This is a genomic window from Roseiconus lacunae (genome assembly GCF_008312935.1).
GTDB lineage: Bacteria > Planctomycetota > Planctomycetia > Pirellulales > Pirellulaceae > Stieleria > Stieleria lacunae.
On the sequence record NZ_VSZO01000007.1, the window covers coordinates 79,447 to 105,197 of the forward strand.

The following is a 25,751-nucleotide window of genomic DNA, read 5'->3' on the forward strand; positions in this document are numbered from 1 at the left end:
GCATCCGGTGAAGTCATTGCCAGTGATGTTGGATCGCTAGCGTCGTCTCCGCTAACCGATCGAGAGCTGCATGAGTAGCAGCATTAAAAGGATGATGACGATGCACCAACCGGTAAAGCAGACCATGCGGAAGTAGCGGTGATTTGCGACTGATTCGTGGGTCCATTGAACATTGGATTGTTCGTCGATCAATTTGTCCTGTAGGACGCCTTTAACAAATGCCGGTCGCCCCGTTTCAGCTCCGCTAGCGGCAAAGTAACACCCGCTGAAAAAGAACGATTCATCGGTTTGCGGCGATGGGGTGCTGTCACTTGAATCGCATCCGAATGCCTGTCCAAGAACGATCCTCAGACGAGGTTTGAGTTCGTGTCGGATACGGCAAGTCAATGAATACAGCTTTCGGTTGCCCCGTTGCTGTTCTAACCCATCGTCACGGCTGAACAGGCGATGGACCCAGTCTTCGAAAGCATCGCAGAGGCGGTCGCTATGGGTATTTAACTCATTGGGGGTGGGGCGACTTCGCAAGTCAAAACGCCCACCCAAACGCCGTGAAAGCAGGTCGGCTCCCAGTCGTCGAACCAATTCGATGAAACCTGCTTCTCTTTCCAGCCCTACCAACAGCGCCGTGACCGGAGTTCGGACTCCAAGTGTTTTCTGAACGGTCGTCACGTCATTTCGAGCGGACTGTGCAATCGCGGCAAGTTGTAGTGGGCCGACCTGAGATAGCTCGAATGGAAGCAAGGTGACCGCACCGTTGATACCACACACCGGACGTCGATAGCGTCGTAACAATTTGCACACATAGGTCAGACGCGGTAGTTGGTCGGAGGTGTCGAGATTTTCGGGGAGTGCGATTTTTTTGTTGGCACTAACCTGAGGCATCGACATATGCGCCGGCTTGATCGTTGTCGGCCCTTTGGTTTCGTCTGTTTTGGTTGCCGAATTGTCGAACGTTCGCGTGGCTGTGGGTGGTGCTACCCGGGCGGTAGTCGGGGGTTGCTCGGCAATCGCAGCGACAGAAGCTTGATCGATCATCAGGGTGCCCTGATTGCCATTCGTCAACGAACGGCTCGCGACAGACGCCGCCGATGAGTGGCTGGTCGGTGGCGGCAACAAGCTACTTCCCGGTGCATTGGTTTGCGGCGATTTTTGCATTCCGAAAGCTGCCGAAGAAGTCGTGACTTTCGTCACCGATTGAGGTTGATTAAGGCCGCTGATCGTGTGCTGTCCGATCGTTCCGAGGTATTGGTGCTGATCGTCTGCGTCGGGTTTGGTGGTTGCCATTACCGGCGCCGGCTGTGCATCGACTGGAAATTGCGAAGCCGACCGATCAGGACTTTGTGAGGTCGATGTGCTAGAATTTGAAGCGGGGGTGGCAGCAGGCGCGGCTTCGGCGTTGGCCATTGGTCCGCCAATCGTTGAAGTCGGCGTGGATGCTTCTTGCTGAGGCAATTCAGTCTGCGCTAGAGTTGATGAGGCTCGTGGTAGTGGGCGGACTGACACCCGGCTAAGCTTGCTCGCTCGCATTCGTCCCATCAGCACACTGAGCGAGCTAGCTCCGGTGCAAAACAAATACAACGCATCGGACGTCAGGTACCATTTGAGCGCGTGTGAGACTCCATTGGATTCCGGCACTCCGTGGATCAATAATGGCGAATCGAGTGCCTCCATGAGGCCGTGTTCATCGCCTTCGTCGGATGACCCCAATATCAGGAAGATCGGATAGTCACGCGGGCTGATTCCTTTGGCTTGTAATGCCGCGATACCGGCCTCCCACGCGCGATCGATATCTGGAAATTCACCTTCAATCACTCGGTTCCAGCGGCGGATGCCAAAATACAAAACAACCGGAATCAGAATTGCGAGCAGGACTTCGGTCGCGCCATGGACGAACGAAATACTGTGTGCGACCCGAACGCTTTCGTCACCAAATAGACGGACCATCCAGATCGTAAACCACAGGGCCCAGAGGGCGAACGAGGCGAGGCAGGCTGACTTTCCCGCAATCGTCGTCGGCCAAAATCGGTGATAGAACCGTTTCTTTTTCGGCTGGTCTGTTGCGTCGGTTGGTTCATCTGCCATGGTGTCTTCTCGTATCGGCTCGGAAATCGCCTAGGCAATCAGGATCGCGAGTGCCAATAGACCCGCCAGAATAACGGCGACCAGCCAAGGCCAGATCAATTGGGCCCGTGACCACATCGGCAGTGCCGGATCGATTTCTCGTTCACTTTCTTGGCCCGCCGTTGCTTCGTTCCATCGTTGTCTTGCTTGACCGACGACGTTTGCGTATTCGGAAGCCCAAGTCGGCAATTCCGGTGGCAACCCGTGCTTGTCAATTAGCATTCGGTTGAGATGCGGATCGCGATAGAGACCACGAAATCCCAGCATGACGCAGACGTAAATTAGTTGTAACGCATCATCGAAACCCGAGTTTAACGCTCGATTTGCGTTCACGTAGAACAAGTCATTGCAGCGTCGACTCTTGAACAGACTCCACTCCAATACATTGTCACGCCACCAGTCTTGACCGGACCAAATATGTGCATCGACCAACATTTCGTCGATCCAGCTGGCGAGCGCATACTTCGCCAGTTCCCAATCGTCAGAGAACCCTTGAAGACGCTGATCGGCCTGTTGGAACAGGCCTTCGAGCGTGCGTTTCTCTTCGGCGGGTGAGATTTCCGTCGCTCCATCGATGCGTTGCATCAAGGAAAACGCGTGGATCAGAATGGGGTCAACCGCATCGGCGAATCGAGGAGTCATAGTTTAGCTTCGCACGGCAAAGAGAGCGAAACGGAGGCGGGCGCGATTTCCGTCTGGCAACACGACATCCAGATGCCTAGCACCGGTTAGTTCTTCATAGTTGCGGACTCTCATCGCGATTGATTGTGTCCTTCGGATCTCGGCCCATGCCGGTGACTCGTATTCATCTTGCGAAACCTTGTAATAGGTCCAGTACTGACGCGAAGGCAAATCAGGAATGGTCGAACTCACATGCGCCCGTTTGATTCCGCTTTGCCGAATGTGAAAATAGTTCTCGACCTGTTCGGCACTCGCAAATACCCAGTACCACTCCGACGATTGTTCGAGAAGTTCCAGCAGCGTCGTTTCGCTAGCACCCCCACGCTCAACCCCGAGGTACCACTCCCAGCCCGGGTCGAACCACTCCGGTCCGAGCTTTGCGATCATCGTCGCTCCGTGACCCTCAAAGTTAGCTCGCAAGTACTCGTCGAACTGCGTGGCGTATAAGATGCCAAGAATCTTCTCGCGTATATCGGAGAAGATGAATCCCAGATTGTCATGGTCGTAGGGCTCGATGTCGATCGCCCGACGCTGCGTGCCAAAAATCGAAAGACGACCAAGGATCCGTGCTAGTTCGCTATACGCTTCGAACGGATGCACGCCCAATGCCGGCGCCATCACATCAAGGGTGCAATAGGCTTCGTTTAGCCGATCGAGCATCGACACCCGTCCGGAGTCTGCCGGTTCAAGACTATGTCGACCGACGCTCAATTGACGAACCGGTTCGCTCAACACGTCCATGTTCCCACTCAAAACATCACGGATCCCCTGGATGTAGTGGCGCCTCAGGAAGGGCCAAGACTGTGTTGAAAGGATTGGTGGGATGTATTGATCATCGATCACCGGTTGAACGTTGCGGTCGCTTGCACTGCGAACACGAGCGATCGGGATCACCTCATAGCCAGCGATTTCATCTCCAACAAGCAGTCTGAGGTTCAGCTTGCGAAACTCGATCGATTGCCCGTTTGCTTGGCCATTTTCGTCGGCGACCTGCGTTTGGGTTCGGCAGTAACGTGTCAGTGATTCGCTCTCATCTTGACTGACATTGCTACCGCCGAGATTCAGTTTTGGAACTCCGATGTAAATCATCAAGGTGCGATCGCCGTCGGAGTCGGACTGATCATCGAACGCTTGTTTCAGGTCAACTTCAAGGTCTTGGCCTTGTTCGAGCCGGATGAGAGTTCCATCGCGAAGCCTTGCATCGAGTGACTCGACCCGGAAACGACCACTTGCCAACGCATCTTGGCTGAAACGGAACGATCGCAACCCGTAGTTGTAGGGGTGATCCCAGCTTTCAGAGGTATGGGCGTGTTCCATCCAATGTCGGTCCGCCGCCTGAAAGTGTTGCGGACGGACAAAGAGCCCTTGGTACCAATGGACGGGTGGATTGATCATGCGCCCCGTGTGCCTCAAAAGAGCTGGTAATACGTGGATTGCGGTGGGATCGATTGTTACACCGGAACCAGTTGTGCCGGTGACGACATACCCGCACAAAATAGGGAGGGTTGGGAGATTGTGCGGTCTCGGTAAATCAACGGAAGCAACATCGGCCAACCACAGTCAAAAAATCCCATCCGTTGATTGAATCTTGTTTGTCTTGGCGGTTCAGTGGATCGATAACCGTTCGAACTTGCCTCATTTTCATAACCGACACCTACCGATCGACCGATACATCAGTAAACCGCAGGATGGTTTTTGAATCTCGACGGCAGTTGACTCAGACACTGGAAGATTCGTTTTTGGCGATGCGGTGAGGAGACGTAATACCCTCTGATTCTGGTGAGACGAATAGGAGCGTCGCGCCTTCGTCGCCATAGCCAGTGAAGTGCGGTACCATTCGCGGACGCTGTCGGCCCACAAGTCACAATGCATCATTTTTCGAATCGGTTCCTAAAAATTCCGGCCGCGGTGAAGGCCAATCTGCAGTGGAAGAAAGCAAACGCCCCTTGGCCGGACCGAACCGACGAAATCGTCAACGACGTGAAACTGACGCTGCGTCCCCTATGCACTAGAGAATCAGTGAGCCGAAGCAGCCTATCCTCTCGACTTTCGAGTTTGCTTGTTGCGATCTCAAGTGTTTCGTTGGCTGGCGGCGTCGCGACGGCGGCTGATAGTTCTGTTGATGCTATTCGAACGTCCGAGTCATCGGACTTAACGGTTGATGCCACCGTACCAGTTGATGAACTTCCGCCCTCGTGGGTGCCTCAGCCTCACACCGCAATTGGAGCTTATTCAGATCGGCCGAAACTTATGTTTCAGCCTGCGGTGCCAGTCCGTGGTGATGCGGGGTTCACGATCCTGCAACCCCAAGTTCGTATTGCTGATTCGATCGCACCGATGTTGGTCCCGTCGTTGAATGCGGATGTCGAAATCGACACCTATCGGCAGACACCTGTACCGCTCGAGGTTGTAGATGACTTTGACGTTGAGTCTTCCGCTGTGGTTTGGGAAGACCCAAAGCCGTCGATCAGTACAAAGCTGACGAATGCAGCTCCGGTCACTCCGATCAAAAACTTCACCCGTCGAATTCGCACCAAACTGGCGGTGGCTCGGTGTCGTGACTACGGAGTCGGTGTGGAGCGATTGCCATTTGCACTTTCAGAGATCGATGCCGCACGACCACATAACAACGTGCGTCTGCGGATGGAGGCTGGGTACAACTGGGAGTTTCCCGATCGCGCGGAGTTCTTTTGGTCGAAACTTGGCGGCAAAGGACCAGCGTTGACGCTGCCCGTAGAGTCCTCGGTGGACTATCAAGATTTAAGACTTGCGATCGAAGTGGGCGGAAGTCGGTTTTCAGCGACAACAGAACTTCCTCTGCGATTCATTGACCCAACGGTGCTAGGCAATACAGGAAGTCTGGGTGACTTGGTCTTAACAGCAAAGACCCTCATGATCGATGGCGATTCGTTCATGTTGACTCAGGTGCTGCGAAATCAGCTTGCAACAGGGACGGCAAAATCAGGGCGAGGCAACGGACACGCATCGATGGAACCCGGGTTCGTGGCGGGCTATCGCTATAGCGAACGAACAATGCTGCATAGTGAGCTGAAACTATGGTTCCCCCTTGGTGGTGAGCCGGACTTTTCAGGTCCCGTTTTGCGATACGGGTTCGGTGTGGCACACGTATTTTATGAAACTGACACGTTTGCGATCCTCCCGACCTTCGAAATGGTTGGTTGGTCAGTGCTAAATGCTCAGCAGACGGGCCCGCTTGGTCAGATCATTGAACTCGACGGTGAGGACATCATCAATCTCTTTCCTGGTGTCCGATTGGTAAAGGATTCCGGGGGAGAATTCGGCTTGTTCGAAGTCGGTGTCAGTGGGGCCACCGCGGTGACGACCAGCCATTGGTACGAAACGATGATCCGGTTGGATCTGCGTTGGACCTTCTAAGTTTGGCGTTGATGCATCGTCCCGGCTGATGGGGTATTTGGCAAGAAGCCAAGCTTCGCGGCTTATTGGTGTTACCGCCTTCCGTGGTGTCGGTTTCTGCGGGAAGTGAATCAACCGGACACGGGCATCGAATTGATCTGAATTCGCGGAGGCAGTTCACTTTGCTTTGCGCGAATATCTCCGCTTCTCTCTCTATCGCAAACGCTGCGATTAGATTCATTCAACTACGTTCGAAAGTGCTTGGCCTGTGGGGATCAATCCACCCCGAGGAGGAAGCTTGATGTTGAGAACGTGCTGCGGAAGTCGCCAACTTCGCCTCATCTTGGTTTCTCGATCACTCGCAATAAATTGCAGCCCAATGAGTTCCTGTTCGTTTCCTTCGTATTCGAACATGTGTACGGCGATCCCAAGGGATGGATCGTATTGTCGCTCGATTCGCACCGGGCGTTGCTTCGATCTGTCCGTTGGCATGACAATCCATTGCTCAATTCGATTGGGATCATCGCTGCAACGCACAATCAGTTGAATGCGGGTGACATGCGCCAACGACTTGGGTGATATGCGGCACTGAAGAGTAGTCGTCGGGTCGAGATCGGTGACCGTGCTCTTCGCCGGTTCAAATCGAACCGTCGATGAACTTTCCAAGGGGTTGTCTAAACTAAGCCCTTCAGTCTGGGGCGAATTCGATCGCGCAGCGTCAATGTAGATTTCGAAAGTCGCTTGTGTTGCGTTCTCAGGCCATTGATTAGCCCGGAATTTCATCACCGGTACAGATCGACTCTCTTCAAATATCGGATCGCAAAAGACATAGCGGCCACCGATTGGCTGTCGTTGTCCGTCGATCGGTTGAATCGCTACCCAGATGTTTTGTGGTCGCGACGTAGCCTTAAATTTCTTCAACGACGCACCTGCCATGGTTTGCAGTGAAACACGAAAATCAACAGCGCGGTTCGATTGCCGAGGGCGATGGACACGCAAGAGTTGGTTCGCAGGTATACCGGATTCGTTCAATAGGCTGACCGAACGAATGACATCCTGGTCGAAGGGAAATGCGAAAAGCTGGTTGGCATCGCTATCGAGATACAACTGAATCGACTCGCCACCTTGAAGTACGACAGACTCCTCCGCCATTGGACGAAGGGCATCGGATTCAACGCGGACTGCAAATCGATGGACCGATTGGTCGGGAATCTGCAATCGAACGGTACTACCAAGCTGTCGCTGATAGGTTGGCCACTGGCTTTCACTTAAGTTTTCAATTTCAAATCGCCGCGATTGTAGAAGCTGTGACAAGACGACCTTCAAATCAGTTGACGAGTCAAGGACGAAAAACTGTCCCCCAGTCTCGTGGCTGAGTTGCTCAAACTCCTTGACTGATTCTGCGTCTGCGACACGATCTAGTCCTAGCCCAAGGATATGAATCGGCACATCACGCATCTGCCAAGCCTGGCGAATCCCATCAAGGTTGCTTTGGCTCTCGTCGTGGTTGTGTTCTGGTTTGAATTCGTAGTCTTGGCCATCTGTGATAACGATCAAGTGCCGATTGTCACCCTGAGCCGATGTGCTGAATCCCAGAAGGGATTGCTTGATAGCTGTGTAAAGCGGTGATTGTCCCCACGCCTCGACTTGCGAAACCTTTGCATTGACCTGTTGCGCCTCAACCACACTAAGGTGTCGGAGTTGATGAAGACATTCGATGTCATTGCTGGGATGTAGGTTGTCTGGAATGCGACCAACGTAGGCCGGACGTTCAATTATTCTAAGTGGAACAGAGGTGCTCCATCCGACGCGATGTCCAAACGCATGGACGCTCGCACGAGTCTCGCCCCGACCTGCTAATTCGAGCAGAAGTGACTGCAATGTCTCTTTCGCGATATCAATTTTAGAAACGTTCTCTGCGAGACGTTCCTTCATGCTGGCCGAACCGTCAAGAACAAAACCGACCGATAATCCCCCCGAGGGCGCGGTCACACGAATGTCGCTGATCGCAGAATCTTCTGGTCGAGCTGCAATGGTCACGCCCCCTACGGTTTGAATGTTCAGTGGCGCATCAAATTCATGTCCTCGAAAAATTGTGGAGGCTTTCGTTGGCTGGACAGCCGCTGTGTTCGTCACCGAGGCTGGCGGCGCAAACGTGATTGATTTGCTTTCCTGTGAAGCCGGCAAGTGAACGCGTTGGCTATCTGCGACGATGTTCGCCCCGGTGATTGCGTCGTCGACTTTTAGGCGTATGGAAGCAATGCCAGAAGGCAAAATCTTAGTTTCAGTGTCGCATTCTATCATGATATTCAGGCGGATCGTATCATGTGCATCAATTTGAATCGCTCGTTTGACGCTAGGGCGAACCCAATTGCGGAGTGCCTGGTTTCCGTTGTGCAGCCTTTCGCGTAGCGATTTGATCTCGATTGCTTCTGGGATTTCGCGATTGATCGTCATTCGGTCAAGCTTTGTCGATGCGTCAGCGAACGCGGTGACTGCGGCGTAGAAATAGCTTTGCCCGGTTCCCATATTCCCCCAAAAGTCGATCAGCGTCTGCTCCCCATGCCATACCAGCAGAGATTGGACATTGACTTTCAGTAGCTGCTCAATTGGGTTGTTGTCGATGGACGGATACCACACCGGGGCTGCGATCCGTGCACGAAGTGCTATCGCATTAAGTTCTGCAAGACGACCAGCGAGGGAATCGTGCGTCTGACTCCGCCTGGTTTGAGTGTCTATCCATTGCGCGAATGGCACCGGATCGCCGGTGACTTGCTCGCCATGCAAAAATCCTTTGTCGAGAATCGCGTCGAGGGGATGACGCGATAGGCTGTTAATCCAAGCGATGTAGTCATTGCGTGTTGGTCTTTCGCTATTGTCACTGGATTGATCATGTGGTGACTGTTCACATCGTATTGCCAAATTGCGGCGTCCGCTCCGCAGCTTGGATCGCTGCTCGAAATCCAGGGTTGGAACATCTAATAGCGCATCGATACGATCAACCATTCCCGATTGGTTTTGATCGCAAGCTTTGGTTGCCAAACGTACTTCGTGTTGCAGCAGTTCCACGATCGCTTGATGCTGACGACGGAGGTCGTTCAGTGCAGATGTCTCATCTTGGGAATCGTCATTACAAACTTCCTTTGCAACAACTGCCGTGCCATCGATCAGTGAGACGACCTCCTCAATTTGACGACCGAGGCGTTTGCTCAATCGTGTATTGCGGCGAGGATCGGATAGCCATGCCGCCAAGTACGGTGTTGTCGCGAACAGCCGATCGCAATCGTGCAATGATGAATCCATGGTGAAGGCCTGCTTCGCGATGGATTCGATCATTTTCGTCAGGCGGCGCGAGACATCGGGCGATGAAGCGATACTGCTAAACAGCTGGTCGTCGAGTTGACGCCGGAGCTGCAAAGCAGGTTCCAACTTTTTTCGTAGTTGACCATGGACTCGCAAGTCAACATGATGAGGGGCAGCCTGAAAGGGAATGCCCAGCCGATTGAGTCGCTGATGAGATTCCAATAGTGCTTGAAGCGGTTCGGGGCGCTGCCAGGTTGATGTCGTCTGGTATCGCCGCAGCATTGCCAGAAACTGTAAACGACCAAACGGAGTCGCATCACGAGTTCGATCAAGCTCTGTCAGCTTCCGAAGTGAATCTGGGTTGGGCTGCGAAACGAAGTTTGCGATTTGAGTTTCGAGCTCTTGAGAGTCGTCGGGGGAAACAGCCCCCAGCAGGGTTGCAATGCCAAGTGATGGCACGGTAGCCGAATCGCTTGCGAATGGCGAGCGACCGGAAAGAATGGCGTTTGTTTTTGAAAGCACCGGGGTGATGGGAAGCACTGCGATACGGTTTTCGATCTGGAAAAATCGTTGGGTTAGTTCCCTTTCAATCGCTATCGCTTCTTGACGGTAGCCGATTCCGGCGGTTGCCAAGTGTTCGAGCCAAAGCAATTGATGCTCTAAATCTCGAAATTCGACTGGTTCGGCGCGATAGGCAGATCGCTGGCGCAGGCTTTGAAACGATTCCCATAGTTGATCAAGTTTGATGTCCGCGACAGTTGGTGCGGCCGGTTCATGTTGATGTGCCAGCACTGACGACAGAGCTCCCGGCTCCAAACTTCGTGCAAGAACAAAATCGGTACCGTGACGACGTAATAGCAGAGGCGTTTGGTTGCTGTTGCGGTTCTGCGAGACCCATTCGCTAACTTCGTCGCCGACGTAGCTGCCGAGTTCTGTTAGAGAAATCCAGCCATCTTCCGAACGATCGGCGGCGCCAGCTAGACCCAAGTGAAAAAAGTGTCCGAATACGGAGGCTCGGAGGCCGGCCGACCGTCGCGAAAACTCATTGTCTTGGGAACTCATGATGACGGCAACGTTGTCGCCTAAGGTGCCGTCATCGAATGCTTGCTGGAACGACTTTTGGAGCTCAGAGGAAAACGAATTCGCTTTGATGCCCAGGTTCCAATTCACTTGGAAGTGATTGCAGTCGAAAACGAGCAGCGTGTTCCTTTGAAGCTTACCGTTGGCAATGCATTTGATCAGTGCTTCAATCGGGATCCAGTCGGATACGGTTTTTTGAGATGCATCCGGAGGAATTAGGTACGCTTTCTTATTCCGCGTGACGCCATGAAGGTTCAACAAAACGATTAGCGGCTGGTCTGTCCACTGGCGATTGGCATGGTCAATTGAATGAGCGAATCGCTGCAAAAAATCGGACGCACTCCGAATTTGGTCATCGCCACCTTCGATCGACAGCGTTTGTCGATCGAGGGTGTTTAGCCGCTGGATGTCTTCGGCCGCCCAGCCAAGCGGTTGGACAGGCCATTGGTAAGTTGCGGGTGTAAAGACCAGCAACGGAGTTCTTTTGGGAACCAGCGTCAACAACCAAACAAAGCCCGCGAAGCAGGTCAGTGCGATACCGACCAAGATGGGCCAGAACCAACGAGCAACGCGTAATCGAAAAGAGCGTAGCGACCGCGATCGCTCGACGCTTTCACCTTGCCAACGAGGTCGTGGCGTTGTTGAAGCGACTGTGTCTGACATTGAATCAGCCCCGACCTAGCGTCAATAGCGAGATGTATTTGAGGAAGGATCGGGCTTGGCTTGGTTGAACTCCTGGGGCAATTGAAAGCCGGTCGGAGCCCGGCCAGCGTGTCGATCCGACGCTGCCGGTGTCGGGGCCACACCAGATCCGATCGAATGAGACGAGATCGGCTGGCCAAATTCTAAGCCCTGGACTTGCTTAGCCATTGCGCGAGCGGCAGTCATCATATCGATCGGTTCTTGCTTGTTCTCGTCAACGGTGATGGATTTACCCACGTTAGGATGAAGCTCGTCTTCACCGAGAATAAGCCCCGCTCCCGGACCTTCGGTGGGAATGTTTTCAACGACTTCGCCGGGGACGCCGCCGCACTTGCAGATAACCAGGCGCGCATTCCGGCGGATGCGGGCCGACGATTCCATAAAACAGCCGCTCTCATCGCGTTCATAAGCCATCTGGTAAAGCTTTTGTAACAACTTCGTTGTGCAGCAACTGTTCTCTTTGCAGCTCTGGCAGCACCCACCGATTGAATCTTGTAAACCTCGAACGACTTCATAGCGAATTTGCTCGTTACAATCTTCCAATGCTGCTAGCAAGGCATCTTCATTGTCCGGATAGCATTCGCCGCAACCAAGACTGGCCAAGTAGCGAATTGCTTTCGCTTTTTGTGGGGCTTGATCTTCTTCCGCCTTTGCTTTTGCGGCCGCTTGCACTGCCGGACTGGCGCTCGGCTCAAGATTGGCCGGATCGGTAATGGACTTTATCGGTGGCTTTGGTTCGAGTCCTGGAAAGCGGGAACCCAAGCGATTGCGTACACATAGGGTTGTTTTCTGGACGCCACCAAATACCAGATCGAGACCGAGGAACTTAGGAAGCGTCATTGCCGGAGGTGCCGGTGCTGCGACGGCAACAATGGTTGCCCCACCCGCCTGTGCGGATGCGGGTGGCGCCGGCGGGGTTGCCGATGGAACCGTCGCGCAGCCAAGACAGCTAAGGCCCAATACGACCAACATCCAATTCAATAGGCCATCGCGACGCTGGGTCATTCGTCTCGTTGCTGCAGTGTGAAAGGTCAACCTGCCTCGATCGTTTCGGGTTGTCGAGGTCCATCAAGCCGTATCGGTCGATTCGATCAATGCATTTAAGAGATCCGGTGAAACCGTTAGAGTCGCTGGCGATGTGTAGAAAGGAATTTATGCTGGCAACCGTCGAGGTGAATGATAAGCAAGGCGAGTTATGGTAGCGTCACATCCGTGATGACTGTCGAAGGCGAGGGCTTGAGCTCAATCGACTGTTCGACCAAGTGAACGCGGTTTCGTATCACGGCTCGGACCATCAACGTGTATTTACCGGGATTTAAACCGGCCAGTTGATAGGTTCCATTGGGCATCGAGCGTGTTTTGGTAGGTTTTCCAGCTGACGACTTCGCCATCGGGTTTGCATCCGTACCTGTGACCACCGTGATTTCGGCATCGGGGACGGGCTTTCCGTGAAACTGAACCAGTCCCCGCACCGCGATCTGTGCAGGAGGAGTTGCAGTGGATTGGTTTTCGGCAGTCACATCAATGCTGACCGGAAAGGGTTTGCCGACATTGCCGACTTCGTCGACTCCGCGGACGAGTAACGTTTGCGGTGTTACATCCGCAGGCAACTTGATCGCGAGATCCCATCGTCGGAGGGACTTCCTGATCGCAGCGATCGTTGGACCGGCCTTCGGGAAGGCCCCCGATCCATCCTGGTCAAGCACGGCCTCGATTCGCTGGACGCCCGAACCGCGATCGAAACCCCATACGTCGAGATGGAATTCCTTCCCCGCGATTGGCAATGTATTAGGACTAGCGGGCTCTGCCGGGCCTACGATCGGAGCTTCGCCGTCGATGTAAAGCGGTAGCGGTGCATAGGTATGGAACGTAGGTCCCACCCGAACTCGACCGGCGACATTGATGGACAGATTTTCTAGTCTCGATGTCGGGAGGGTGAATACGAAATCGTTGACGTTTGCCTTGATCGAAAGTCTTCCGTCGGCGGAGGCTTTCATTAAGGCCACATCAACCTGTCGGTCACTGTAGGATCGAACTCGTGACTCTGGATCAGGGACCCCATCCTTGTTGAGGTCCAAGCCGACTTCGACAAAGTCGTTGGCGTTTTCAAATCGACCAACCGGCATGTTTAGCTTTGCCGTGACTTGAAGATGATCCGTCGCCGGTAAAACGTTCCGTTGTGATAGCGATTGAAGCTGCATTTCCAACAAATCGGTTCGTTCGGTAACTGAACCATCGAGATTGCATTGCACGTCGAAGACGAATGCCCGCGGAAAGCCGTCCACGTCAACGAACAGACGCACCGTTTCACGATTGACTGATGGCAATTCGAGGAACATTCGATCTGCCGGATGGCTTTTTGTGACGAGCCCGCTAAGTTTGCCGCGTAGTTGTTCAGACACATTGGCGAGACGGCAGGAGATGTTCACAGGCCCCACGGCAGGGAGCTCTTGCGGATCAGATGCTGCGACGTCAACGACAATACGGTTGCGTCCGCTATCGAATGCAACATTCAGTCCCAGGTATCGACGTGGACGCTGGACGGCAAAACTGATTCGGCGGAGTGTCTGTTGACCGGATGAAGTGTCTTTCAAAACAACGACGAGTCCATTGGTGATCGACACGGACGAATCCGGCGTCTTTTCCGGGGGGGCCTTTGGTGCTTCCTTCGGTGCCGGTGGAGCGGCGTAAATGGGCGTCCCTCGCGTATCGAGCTTGTATGTGGACGTGAACAGTTTTTCTCCGGCAAATTTCAGCCATTCGGACTGCCAGTTGTCACCATCAAGAGGTTGAGAAATTGAATAACAACTCAGTTCAATCTCTTTTGGGGCGGCAGCTCCGGCGATCAATCCAAACTTCAAATCTTGAAGACGATTAGGAAAAGGCAGCACGCCTAGCTCGGGGCCATCAGAGACGGTTCGATGGGATCCATCGTCGATGACGAGTTCCGCGACTGGTAGCTTGGCCGCGATATGTTGACTCAGCAATAACGTTGTCGTGTCGATTAGGCCACCCGATTTCGACGTCGCATACCAATCAAAGTGCACCGGCATCGTTGACGTCGCGAGCGCTTCGCGGGAGAGTTTGGCTTCTAAACGAACTGTGTCTCGAGCTTCCAATACGATTGGCTCGGTCTGCGGTGTCCCCAGAGGTGTCGACGATGATTGCCAAGTAATCGCTGCCCGTGTGTCATCGGAAGGATCGATTCTCGACACGTCTACCGAAAGACGTTCCGGATCAAAATCTGCCGACAGCACCAGTGATAAAGTTTGATCGGTGGGGTTGGTGATCTCGAAACTGAATTGCTGGGTCGGTTGATATTGCAGGTCGATTTCCTCAACACCTGTTATTTGCGGGATGGCGATGTCCTCTGATGCGAGCAAATCGGCGATTCGCCGTACATCTGCATCATTGACGGCACTCCCCTGAATCGTATCGCTTTGCCATTGGCGTCTGAGTTGCCAACACATGGTTGATCGCAAGCGATCTGGCATGGAGAGAGTTTGAACGTTCAGTTCCGAAAACCGCCATGAATCACTGGGGGCAAGAAATCGCAATGCGATTTCTTGGTCAGTGATCTCACGCCCGTCGATCGGTTCTGTTGACAGTTCTGTGACCAGTGAGTCATAAAAGAGCGTGAGTGATTGTTCAAACTGATCGATCAGACTTTGGCGTTGTTGAACAGCATTCTCCTCGCCATCGGAGCGTATAAACTCAGTCAATGCGTCGTGCTGATCTTGCATGTTGCCAATCACGCTGGCAAAACCACTTTGGTCGGGCCCCCGATGAAGAGTCAGCGCGATTGATGCATAGCGGGTCAAAAGTGATGTGCGTCTTAAGACTAATTCAAGACTTGGTGTGGCTTCATGATTCATCGTCAGGGAAGACTCGAGATCCGCCAATTCAAATATTCGAAACTGTTCCTTCGCGACTTGTTCAATGAGTCGATATAGCTTGAAGCGTACCGTTGACGATAGGAACGGCGTGCGAAGCAATTGCCATGCCTTCATCGCAGAAGACTTGCTGGGGGGGGATTGGGCTAGTCGGTTTGCCGCTTGATCTCCGAGCTTCGAATCAACTTCATCGAGGTCACGAAGTACCTTCGCCATCGCAGCTTCTAAGTCTTGATCCAAGGCGGAATCTGGTTCACGAGTGATCTTGGCAAGATGGTCTGCTGATTCCACCAGCTCTTCGAGCGTTTCGGCCATCGTTTTCGACAGCGATGACGTACCGACTGCTTGAAAATAGAAGGGCAGACGATAGATGGCTTGGTCGCGTGCCTCTAAAGCTTGCGACACCAAGTGATTTCTATCGATCGCGTTTTGGTAGAGCTCCAATGCGGAGTTCATCAAGATTTTTGCGTTTGGCTCTGAACAGGCGGTGCTATTGGATCGTAATTGCCGGGCCGCAAAGTTGCGTCGCGCATCCGCTTGCTCGACCAGTTGTCGCCCCCAACCATTGTGCAGGTAATCCAGCGCGGCGGCACGTTCACCGATGAGACACGCCAGCGAGCTGACTTGAACCGTCTCCCAGTCGAATACCGGATGATCGTAAAGCCACTTGATCCAGCGAAGTTCCTGGTACCGGTCGCAATCTGTTGTCCAATTTGCCTTCATCCATGTTTCGAGCAATTTTCGATCCTGCCATCGAATCGCCCGCTCCAATCCAGGAAGATCAACGGTGTGATCCTGTTTTCCGGATTGCTCGATGATCGACAACAGAGTCAATCGGTCCGTTGTAACGGAAGGCAAGACGCTCTCGTTCGTTGCTACTGGACTGAATAGCGAATCGAGTAAAGCGTTCTTGTTGTCGTCATGCGTGGGGGCCTCTGATGCTCTGACAAGTTTTGCCAAGCGTGCCGCGGCAGTTTCACTCTGCAACCGGGATCCAAAGAATAGTTGTTGTTCGAGTGAAATTAGTTCCTGTTGCAACTCCCGAAGCAAATGAGGTCGGCGGGTAATCGCTTTTGTGTAGCCGGTGTCGTGCCGAGAATGCGGGTGAACCAGCGCCCAAGCTTTAGAAAGTTGTGAGATCTGGTTTGGACCGACCGCTGACGCACTTTTCGGCGACTTGGGCGAATGCGATTTAGCACCTTGTGCATTCTCGTTCGGCGAGGCGGGTTCCGCCGACGGATTGGCACTGTCTGCAGACACCAAGGTCACGTCAATCCTGCGACTCGTGCCGGGGGCGACGTCTGCATCAGGCAACACAAGCGTTTCGAGACTTCCTCGGTTTCGGTCTGCAGTTTTATTTTCGAACAGTTTGCTTGGGGTCCAACTTTGTTTCGCGTTCGCTTCGGAGACGGCGAGAAGTGTCGCGTTTTGCTGAATTGTTTCGCCACCGCCCCAGATCAGAAAAGGTGTCTGAGTTTGGGACTTTTCAGAAGATACTTCGACCCACTTTTGGACGTTTGCAGAGGTAAAAGTCGTAAGCTCATCGATCGTTAGATGACCGTCAGTGTTTGCGTCGGCCGCCCCGGCGACGGCGCCGGCAAAGAACATACCGAAGACACTCCGTTGGACTGCGGTCTCTACATGTACCGATTGTTTCGGCGAATGAGAGCAGTACACCCAAAGTGATCGGTCACCGGTCCGGTGGACCGCGTCGGTAACGAGTTGGAGAAACGAATCCGAGATGACACCCAGCCTTGGCGAATATTCGATCGATCCGCCATACAAGACGATCAGCTTTTCACCCGCACTTGAACTGGCGATCTGTCCTAATAGTTCGCGAATCGAGAGACTACCGCGTTCAGGTTCATCGTGATCAAAATCGTCGCATAGAAGCACCGCTTCGCCGTTTAGCGTGGTGCCTTGCGCGGCAATGCACATCACGAGGCGATCGGAGGATCGCAGCGATTGTTCTTGAAGACGCTTTCCCAATCGAGACGCTGAGTCTTTTGATTGAAGAAGCGATGCCCAGTCGGAAATATTCCACGTATCGATGGAAGCTAAGTCGCTGAAGTCTTGTTCGGCAAAGCGAACGATCGGTAGATCGATTGAATCGGTGGCACTGTTGCGCACCAGTACCAGATGGGTCTGCGGCGAAAAGAACGGTGGGAACAGTAGCCAAGTCAGTCCCGCAATTAGCAAGAGCAAGACAGTGGCAATCGCGATTCGAACGAACGCATGGATGGCGCGGGTATGGCTACGCTTAGGCGCAGGTTGTTGCCATGAAGGATGCGATTGGGAAGGGTGTTGCATCTGCAAGCCAAGCATTCTGCTGCAACCAAATACCAAACCGGCAAGCCAGTCGAATGGTGCGAAGGGAGGACGAATCGATAGACACGCTTGGTCGTCTTCGACCGACCGCAGGTCCTACGCCTGTGATTCTCTTTGGTGATGCGATGCGGCAAACTTAACTTCGGTGACTTTAACGTTTGCACCTATTTTTACGGGAGATAGCGATCGGCGGCACTTGTCTCGTCAAGGTCAAATTCAGGGATTGGACGCATGTAGAAAGGTGGAGACGAAGCATTAGTGGTCGATCTTTTCAATCACACAGACGTGTGTTTGATAATTGACGTAGCTTCGGTCGTGCAGCCTGACTTGCCAGGGATGATTTGCGTCGGAAAGTAATTTCAGCCCCGGAATCCGGTCTGGGCTGCCCTCTTCGAGTAGTCGCCGAACAACCAACTCGCTACTTCCATGATCGATCCCGCGTTGGGAATGACCGCCAAGCCAAGATTCGATTGTGGTCGCCGACTCGCTCCAATCGTATGGACTTGAAACGATACATTTCGCTCCTTCACCCAAAACGGCTCCGAGTGACATTAGCATTTCAATGGGCGAGTGGACACAATCGAGTACGTTGAAACTAATCGCGGCAGAAAATAGCCCGCGTGCAAACGGTAAGGCGGTCGCATCGCAGGCCCAAAAATCGACCGCGGCATTACGGCGAAAAGGAACTTGAAAACGGCGATCCTGGTAGACAAGTCCCACCGAACGTCGCGCATATCTGAGTTCGCTGGAACGTGTGAGATGCGAGGCGACCTGCAACATTGGAAAATGCAAGTCAATTCCGAGCGTGGGGCGATTGAATCGAGCCGCAAGTTCGAACGTTGTACGGCCGACGCCACAACCTAAATCAAGAATCGGCCCCGATCCCACCGGATTCAGTTCCGCGCTTTCCAGGGTATCGTTCAGTAATCTCGCAAGTGCGCCCGGCTTGGGAGCATGGTCGTTGCAGATCTCTTCTGGATCAAACTCGCCATAGTGATCCCAGATGTAGCTACTCAGTTGCTGCCGCATCGTATTGAACGATGATGAAGGTCCGAGGCAATCGCCAAGCATGCTGCCGGTCGTCGTCGACAAATCGCTCCGCATGCAAAGCTGCGAAGCATTGTTCTGCAAGTAGTGACGGAGATCCCGAATGATCAACGGGATTCCGTCAATAATCGGGTACTCCCGACGGCACCTCCCATTTGGGCATTCGAGACGGCCTTCGATCACTTGGTCCGATTCTTGTTGATCGATCGACGCAAGCTTCAGGACGCTATCAAGCTGCTCAGTATTGCAGACCGGACAGCGTGGACGAACGGTTTCGAACAATTCATAACGCATCGATGGTTAACCACCGATCAAGACATTCGTCGCACACGGCGGCAGTACCTTTCCGGTTGGACTTGGGATCGGCCCGACACAGGTGGCATGAGCCGAAAGATCGTTCGCGCGTGCGGCGGGCAATCCGCCGATCAGCACGGTTGACGATCCTTTGGCAATCATTCCGGGGCCCGCGGGAACACACCCCGGTAACGCACAGGGGATCGTCGTGTCTGTCGCTCGGGCGGCCGGCATGTTGGCGATTAATACGTTTGGCGCTCCTTTAACAATCGCGAGCGGCAACGCGGGGTGCGCCATCGGCGTGGGCACCGGTGCGGGCGGGTGAATGGGCGCGTGACAATGCGGCGCGTCCTGTTTAACCAAGTCACCGATTCGTGCTGCTGGCTGCCCCATGAAAACGCTCTCGTCAAAGTGGTTTAGCTATGTCGCGAACCTAGTGCTTCGTTCCAAATCGATTTGGGATTAACCGCATGGCGTTAGCCACGGTTTCGGTGCTATCACCGGGGTTAACGCCCGTCGGCTGATGACTCTCATCCCTGTCTTCAAACGGAACAAAAGACTAGCGTAGTTCACGCGAGGAATACCAAACACAATCTAACGCATTCAAGTCCGGCAAGTCAGGAGGGCATCGATCGAACGAAAAGCCTATCCGAAAGTTGCTACACTCGTGATTCCGCTTGATGGGCGTCAGTGCTTTGTCTTAATCGGAACGCCGGGCGTGGTTCATCAGCCGATGGGGGATAAATCCTTCTATTGCGGTTCCACCGTAGCCTACGACGCATCGCGAAGTTGTCGAAGTATTTTCGAGAAACAGTAGACTCAGACGAACATCGCGAACCGCGTTTCACGCTACCTGAAAAACCGCCACTGGAATCATGGAAATGACCGCGGAAAACCCTAAAATGCGCCTGATCTACGACGCCCGTGCCAAGGAAGCAAAGGATCGGTTCTCGGAATTGAAAGATGCCGAAGCAACAGGAAAGCTGATTGCCCCAATCCAGACGCTTCAGAATTGGGGTGGATCATTGACATCCGGTCGTCGCAGGCGATCGGTACAATTCGTCAAGGGAACGCCATCATGGGAGGGGTTCAGAGAATCGGACGTTCGTGAAGTGAATTCTCACGAAACGAATGCTGAGCGGATCGCAAGATCGTATCCATCCGGCCCTGCAATACGTCCGAGTTAGTACCGGCACCTTTTCCCAATACAAACGGCGGAAAAAGGTGTCGCATCTCAGCCGAGGTTTGATACGAATCGCGAGATCGCTCAATCGAATGCGTAGGCAAACTCGCCCGAATCAATTTTGACGTGCACTCGATCGATCGGCTTGCCTTCCATCATTCGCGTCAGAAACTCACTGCTGATATTCGGCAACACCGTGTTGGTGAGAATCGCGTCGATCATGCGTCCGCCACTTTCCAGTTCGGTGCAGCGGCTGGCGATCAAGTCAATCACATTATCATCGTAGGTGAACGGGATTTCGTGATTCGACTTAATTCGTTTTTCGATACGGCGAAGCTGGAGCTTGGTGATTTCACCGATCATCTGGTCGCTGAGCGGATAGTACGGAATCGTGACGATCCTCCCCAAGAGAGCGGGTGGAAATACCTTCAGCAATTCGGGACGCAACGCCTTAGCAAGCCCATCCGGTTCCGGTAACAACTCTGGATCTTTGCAAAGGTTCATGACCAAGTCGGTTCCCGCATTGGTGGTCAACAAGATCAACGTATTCTTAAAATCGATTACGCGTCCTTCGCCATCTTCCATCCAGCCTTTGTCGAAGACTTGGAAAAAGATTTCGTGAACGTCGTGGTGGGCCTTTTCGACTTCGTCGAGCAGTACCACGCTATACGGTCGACGGCGAACGGCTTCGGTCAGGACGCCACCTTCACCATAACCAACGTATCCGGGAGGGGCACCTTTGAGCGTGCTGACAGTGTGAGCTTCTTGAAACTCGCTCATGTTGATCGTGATGACGTTCTGTTCGCCCCCATAGAGGGCTTCGGCCAACGCGAGTGCGGTTTCGGTTTTGCCTACGCCTGAAGGTCCCGCCAGCATGAACACGCCGATCGGTTTGTTGGGATTATCTAGGCTCGCTCGTGACGTTTGAATCCGGCGAGCGATCATATCTAACGCATGGCGTTGTCCGATGATACGATCGTTGAGGATATTTGCTAGGTTCAAGACGGTCGCGACTTCGTCTTTGACCATTCGGCCGACCGGAATACCGGTCCAATCCTCGACGACCGAAGCAACGGCTTGCTCATCGACGGTTGGCAAGATCAGTGGATGTTCGCCCTGCAATTCATGTAGTTTGGTTTGCAATTTCTTCAGCTCATCGAGCAGTGTCTGTCGCTCGCCGTCATCTTCCGATGAAGTTACCGGGCCATCGTCGCCGATCGGTTCGCCGGTTTGGATCGTCACATTTTTTGCTTCGGCGTCGGCCGCTTTCTCGAGAGGGCTGTTCGTACCTTCGATCTTTCCACTGTGACCGCGCAGCTTAGCCCGAATGTCGAGGATTTGCTCGACCAAATCTTTCTCTTCGTTCCACCGGGCTTCTAGTTCGGCGAGTCGCGACTTCTCTTCGGTCAGTTCCGCTTCGGCGCATGCTTGCCGATCATTGGTTTCGACACCGACCAGATTCTCATCGGCGATGATTTCAAGAACCGTATTTAGGGCATCGATCCGCTTGCGCGAATCGTCAACCTCAGCGGGAACGGCGTGTTGACTGATCGCGACGCGAGCGGCCGCGGTGTCTAGCAAGCTGACACATTTGTCCGGCAGCTGACGAGCGGGGATGTACCGATGCGAAAGACGAACGGCGGCTTCGAGAGCTTCGTCGAGCACTTTCACTTTGTGGTGCTTCTCCAAAGTCGACGCCATTCCACGCATCATCAGGATTGCGCGTTCTTCGCTGGGTTCTTCGACTTGGACGACCTGGAACCGCCGCGTCAGTGCGGGGTCTTTCTCGATATGCTTTTTGTATTCGGCCCAAGTCGTCGCGGCGACGGTTCGCAGTGTGCCCCTTGCGAGTGCCGGTTTGAGTAGATTGGCCGCGTCACCGGTCCCTTCCGAACCTCCTGCTCCGACTAAAGTGTGCGCTTCGTCGATGAACATGATGATCGGCTTTTCGGACGCTTGAACTTCCTCGATCACTTGTTTGAGGCGGTTCTCGAATTCACCTTTCATGCTCGCACCTGCTTGGAGCAATCCGACATCGAGAGAACGAAGCGAGACGTCTTGTAGTGGTGGCGGGACATCACCGGAAGCAATCTTTAACGCGAAACCTTCGACCACGGCGGTTTTCCCGACGCCGGCTTCACCGGTCAGAATCGGGTTGTTTTGTCGACGCCGCATCAGGATGTCGATGATCTGGCGGATTTCCTCGTCACGCCCGACGATCGGGTCAATCTTGCCTTGACGTGCGTTTTCAGTCAGGTCGACTGTGAATCGTTTGAGGGCATCTTGTTTACCCATTGCGGCGGGAGCGATCGCGCCGCTCGCCTCGCCCGGTTCGGCTCCTCCGCCGACTTGAAAACCATCGGTGGCACCCAAGTGCTCTTCTGGCGAACCATTGATTACTTCGGAGAAGCGATCGGTAAGTGTTTCGAGTTTGATTTTTTCGAATTCGGAAGAAATTGCGAATAGCGCGTTCTTCAGTGATCGAGTTTTCAACATCCCGACGATCAGGTGTCCGGTACGGACCTGTGTCTCACCGAACATCAACGTACCGTACACCCAGCCACGTTCGACGGCATCTTCGATATGCGCCGAAAGGTCGGAGATCGACGTCGAGCCGCGCGGCAATTTCTCGAGTGAATCGGTGATGTCCTTGACCAATCGGGACGGGTTCAGGTTGAATTGCTTTACGATGCAGTGCAAGTCGGAGTTTTCGAGTTGCAAAATTTGATTCAACCAGTGAACCAATTCGACGTAGGGGTTCCCTCGCATCTTGCAAAAGACGGTGGCACTTTCGATCGACTTGTAGCCGACGCTATTAAGCTTTCCAAACAGTGAGGTACGGCTGATGTCAGACACTATGTGTTTCCTTCGCTGATCGCGATGCGTGGATTAAAGAGTAATAAACAGGTCACCGGAGTCGCCTTTGACTCCGTCGTCATCCATCCACATGGTTTCACCGAGTTGAGCATCCCCGAGTCGCCACGATGGGGTTTCTTCTTGTTGAAGAACCAAGTTCAAATCCCAAGCCAGTTCATCGCCAATGTAGTTTTTTACTAAGGCAGACAAACGATCGAGACTACGACCACCGGGAAGCATCTTGGTGAAGTCGTCCCAGCCAACGGGTCCGATTTTTACACGGAACTTCTGCTGGCAATCCCAGACGTCAGGTCCGACCGTACAGGCCACCCCCAACGTCGATGCGTTTTCACTTCCTCCGAGCTGAAACTGGTATTGATCCGGGATCTCCGTCCAGTTTCCTACGAATTCTTCGATTTGACAGGGGACCTGAAAGAAGCTGCTGATCATCGCTTCCAGTCCTTCCGAATTTTTCGCTTGGCAGCCAAGACGCCCCGCGTAAAACAGCTTCGCCAGGTCCGGGAATGCATCACGGTTTTGCAAACTCGGCATTCCCGTGCCGACTAGCGAACTGACAAAAACGGAAAATCGATCGGTGTCCGGGCGGTCAAAATGCGAGGTCGGTTGCGCATCGGCGTGTGCGCGATAAAACAGCGACAGCATTCGATGATGGAAAACGTCTAGGAAGGCCGCGAAGGCCGTATCATCGTGATGTCTGATCCGATCGCGAACATATTCGGTTAGGTGTAACGGCAAGGCGCCGTTAGGACCGCACAGGCCAAAAAAACGCACGGCCAATCGATGGAAGTCATCGTGTTCGCTTTTCTCGAATTTTGAGAGTGACGCCGGTGCGAAACTGAGGGATGGCTCCTGGGTCAGTCGAACACGATCATCGGACAAGCGAACCGCATGTCCGTAACGAGGCATCTCCGGAAAGGTGCACTCGAGCATTCGCATCGCTTGATAAAAATCGAAGCGATACGGAGCGTCTGTCATTTTTTGCAGCGTCGTGTTCATAACGTGTGACGCCGTCCCATGCGTGCCGGCCATCGCATCACCTCGCCACGCTCGGTGGTTCGGAAAACTGTTTCGGTGAACGAATTGATCGAAACATATTTGGCAAAGAATTCGTTGAGCACCGCGGCGAGCAAAAACGCACCGGTGCCCTCAAATCCGGATTCGTCCAATGTTACGGTGACTTCGGTTCCGCGTCCAAAACTGATCGGGCCGGAAGATGAAATCGGCCGGGTCACCGCTTGTGATTCGACCGAACGAACTGAGTCAATTTGTTTGTTGACGAGAACGTTGTTGATGTCCGAGTAGAGCGAAAGCAATTCTCGCAGCGCCGTGGCACTGCCATCGTCGTTGACTAACGACAAATAGTTGAGCGTGAGATGACTGATCAGACGCCATGTGGTCTGACCGTTTTCGTAGCTGCGTGAAGGTTGCGGTTTGGTCGGTCCTGCTAGACAGCGAATCCGTTCGACCGGGGCACTGATTTCCAATGTAAAGTCGGTTTCGCCGACACCGACGGGCATCTGTAGGGCGAGGTCACGATTGGTGCATAGTGTATCGATCCCGAGTTGTCGCAATTCGTGTGAGTACGGAGCTTCGTTCGCATCGACAAGTGCGATAAACGTTTCGCTGCCGACGTAGCTGGACCTCGGACCGAATTGGCGATGCTTTGCCGAGAGAACTCGCGGTCGCCGGTTGAGCGTGTAAAACGCGCGTTTGTTCTGTTCGACGCTCGAATCGTTGATTTCGTAGAACGGCTTGAACTCTTGTTCCCGTTCGTTGCTGCTACCATAACCGCGAACGTCTTTGACGGAGTAAACTTCGAAGTCAATCGGACGGGTTCGATCTGGCATCACTTGGTACTGCGAATGCCGTTCAGTGAGATGAATACGGTCGGCTCGCTTTTCGAAGAGATTGATCGCCGGGGTGCAAAATAAAGCAAAATGCGATTCGTCAACGCGGTTTGTTAAACGTGAATCACGGCGATTAAGCAGAATGGCGATTTCTATCGCATCGCTTTCGCAGTGCGGCAGTGTTTCCGAAAGTCTCTGTAAATTGGCAAACATGAAACGCTGCGGAAACGCAAAGTACTCCTGCAACAGACGGTAGCCTTTGAAGGAACGCGGACCGTAAGGCAGCATTGCGTTCTCATCTTCGAATCCCAGCGGGGCGACCCGATCCCTGCCCATTTGAACGGTCCAAGATGAATCGCCGCCGGCGGGTCGGATGGCGAGCCCTACGGCATTGGACATCAATTGTTCATAAAGCCGCATCGGAACGTCTGAGCCGCCACGAATGAACAGCGGCAATGAATCGACAGCCAACTGACTGAGTTTCAATCCGGCGGTCGATTCAAGTCGAATCACTAAAGCTGCTTTGACTGACGGATCGTCAGGGAGACTCAGTGCCGCGACGTCGCGCGAGAAGTAGTTTGCCTCGGTCAACTGAAGTGGCCAGAGCTTAACCGCGTGGGCAGTGCGAAATGTGCATCGAGTCTGTTCACCTTTGCCGAGCAGACTCTGAAGCACCGTACCGTTTGGAATATCGAACCCCTCTGCCAGAGCACCTTCGGTCAAATCCGGCTGTAGCTCAACCACCGTCATCGCAGGTTGTGGTGCGAGGTAATGCGGACAGACCATCTCCAGCAGATGCTGAGTGAACCGAGGAAATTCCGCATCGAGTTTGAGCTGGATCCGAGCAGCCAGGAGCGCGAAGCCTTCGAAGAGCCGCTCCACATAAGGATCGGCGCAATCAAAATCATCGATCCCCAGTCGACTGGCGATTTTCGGATATTCCTCCGCGAACTCGGCCCCGGATTCGCGAACGAATTGCAATTCTTGGTTGTAATACGTCAGTAGTCGTGGATCCATGGG

General features: G+C 53.5%; 12 protein-coding genes. 1 reads left to right on the plus strand and 11 read right to left on the minus strand.

The genetic code is table 11. The annotated features are described in order from the left end of the window. Positions 1-51: 51 nt before the first annotated feature. The 3 genes from FYC48_RS10530 to tssK are packed head-to-tail and all read right to left on the minus strand — an operon-like array spanning position 52 to position 4,197. The gene (locus FYC48_RS10530) at positions 52-2,082 is read right to left on the minus strand and encodes a type VI secretion protein IcmF/TssM N-terminal domain-containing protein (protein WP_149496669.1); all 2,031 of its coding nucleotides are present in this window, start codon (positions 2,080-2,082) and stop codon (positions 52-54) included. A 30-nt stretch (positions 2,083-2,112) separates the two neighbouring features. Next, positions 2,113-2,763: a DotU family type IV/VI secretion system protein gene (locus FYC48_RS10535; RefSeq protein ID WP_149496670.1), complete on the minus strand. Its 651-nt coding sequence runs from the start codon at positions 2,761-2,763 to the stop codon at positions 2,113-2,115. Positions 2,764-2,766: 3 nt separating this feature from the next. After that, complete coding sequence (gene tssK, locus FYC48_RS10540; protein WP_149496671.1) at positions 2,767-4,197, minus strand: type VI secretion system baseplate subunit TssK; 1,431 nt, start codon at positions 4,195-4,197, stop codon at positions 2,767-2,769. An 855-nt stretch (positions 4,198-5,052) separates the two neighbouring features. Here tssK and FYC48_RS10545 point away from each other — a divergent pair. Then, positions 5,053-6,198, plus strand: coding sequence for a hypothetical protein (locus tag FYC48_RS10545; protein WP_149496672.1), 1,146 nt, complete (start codon positions 5,053-5,055; stop codon positions 6,196-6,198). Positions 6,199-6,414: 216 nt separating this feature from the next. On the opposite strand, the gene FYC48_RS10550 is transcribed toward FYC48_RS10545, so the two are convergent. The 8 genes from FYC48_RS10550 to tssF all read right to left on the minus strand — a co-directional run bounded on the left by FYC48_RS10550 (position 6,415) and on the right by tssF (position 25,748). Continuing rightward, positions 6,415-11,223: a vWA domain-containing protein gene (locus FYC48_RS10550; protein WP_149496673.1), complete on the minus strand. Its 4,809-nt coding sequence runs from the start codon at positions 11,221-11,223 to the stop codon at positions 6,415-6,417. A gap of 21 nt (positions 11,224-11,244) precedes the next feature. Further along, positions 11,245-12,267: a hypothetical protein gene (locus FYC48_RS10555; RefSeq protein WP_149496674.1), complete on the minus strand. Its 1,023-nt coding sequence runs from the start codon at positions 12,265-12,267 to the stop codon at positions 11,245-11,247. A 188-nt stretch (positions 12,268-12,455) separates the two neighbouring features. Then, positions 12,456-17,465: a carboxypeptidase-like regulatory domain-containing protein gene (locus FYC48_RS10560; protein WP_149496675.1), complete on the minus strand. Its 5,010-nt coding sequence runs from the start codon at positions 17,463-17,465 to the stop codon at positions 12,456-12,458. A gap of 273 nt (positions 17,466-17,738) precedes the next feature. Continuing rightward, positions 17,739-18,824 carry a methyltransferase domain-containing protein gene (locus FYC48_RS10565; RefSeq protein ID WP_149496676.1) on the minus strand — a complete coding sequence of 362 codons (1,086 nt, stop codon included), beginning with the start codon at positions 18,822-18,824 and terminating at the stop codon, positions 17,739-17,741. Positions 18,825-18,830: 6 nt separating this feature from the next. Next, positions 18,831-19,217, minus strand: a complete 387-nt coding sequence (locus tag FYC48_RS10570) for a PAAR domain-containing protein (RefSeq protein WP_149496677.1) — start codon at positions 19,215-19,217, stop codon at positions 18,831-18,833. Positions 19,218-20,091: 874 nt separating this feature from the next. Next, complete coding sequence (gene tssH / locus FYC48_RS10575) at positions 20,092-22,863, minus strand: type VI secretion system ATPase TssH (RefSeq protein WP_149496678.1); 2,772 nt, start codon at positions 22,861-22,863, stop codon at positions 20,092-20,094. A gap of 33 nt (positions 22,864-22,896) precedes the next feature. Then, entirely contained in the window at positions 22,897-23,859 is a 963-nt protein-coding gene (tssG, locus tag FYC48_RS10580; RefSeq protein ID WP_160149446.1) for a type VI secretion system baseplate subunit TssG, read from the minus strand. 17 nt (positions 23,860-23,876) lie between these two features. After that, positions 23,877-25,748 (minus strand): type VI secretion system baseplate subunit TssF, encoded by a 1,872-nt coding sequence (tssF, locus tag FYC48_RS10585; RefSeq protein ID WP_149496680.1) that lies wholly within the window; start codon positions 25,746-25,748, stop codon positions 23,877-23,879. Positions 25,749-25,751 lie beyond the last annotated feature (3 nt).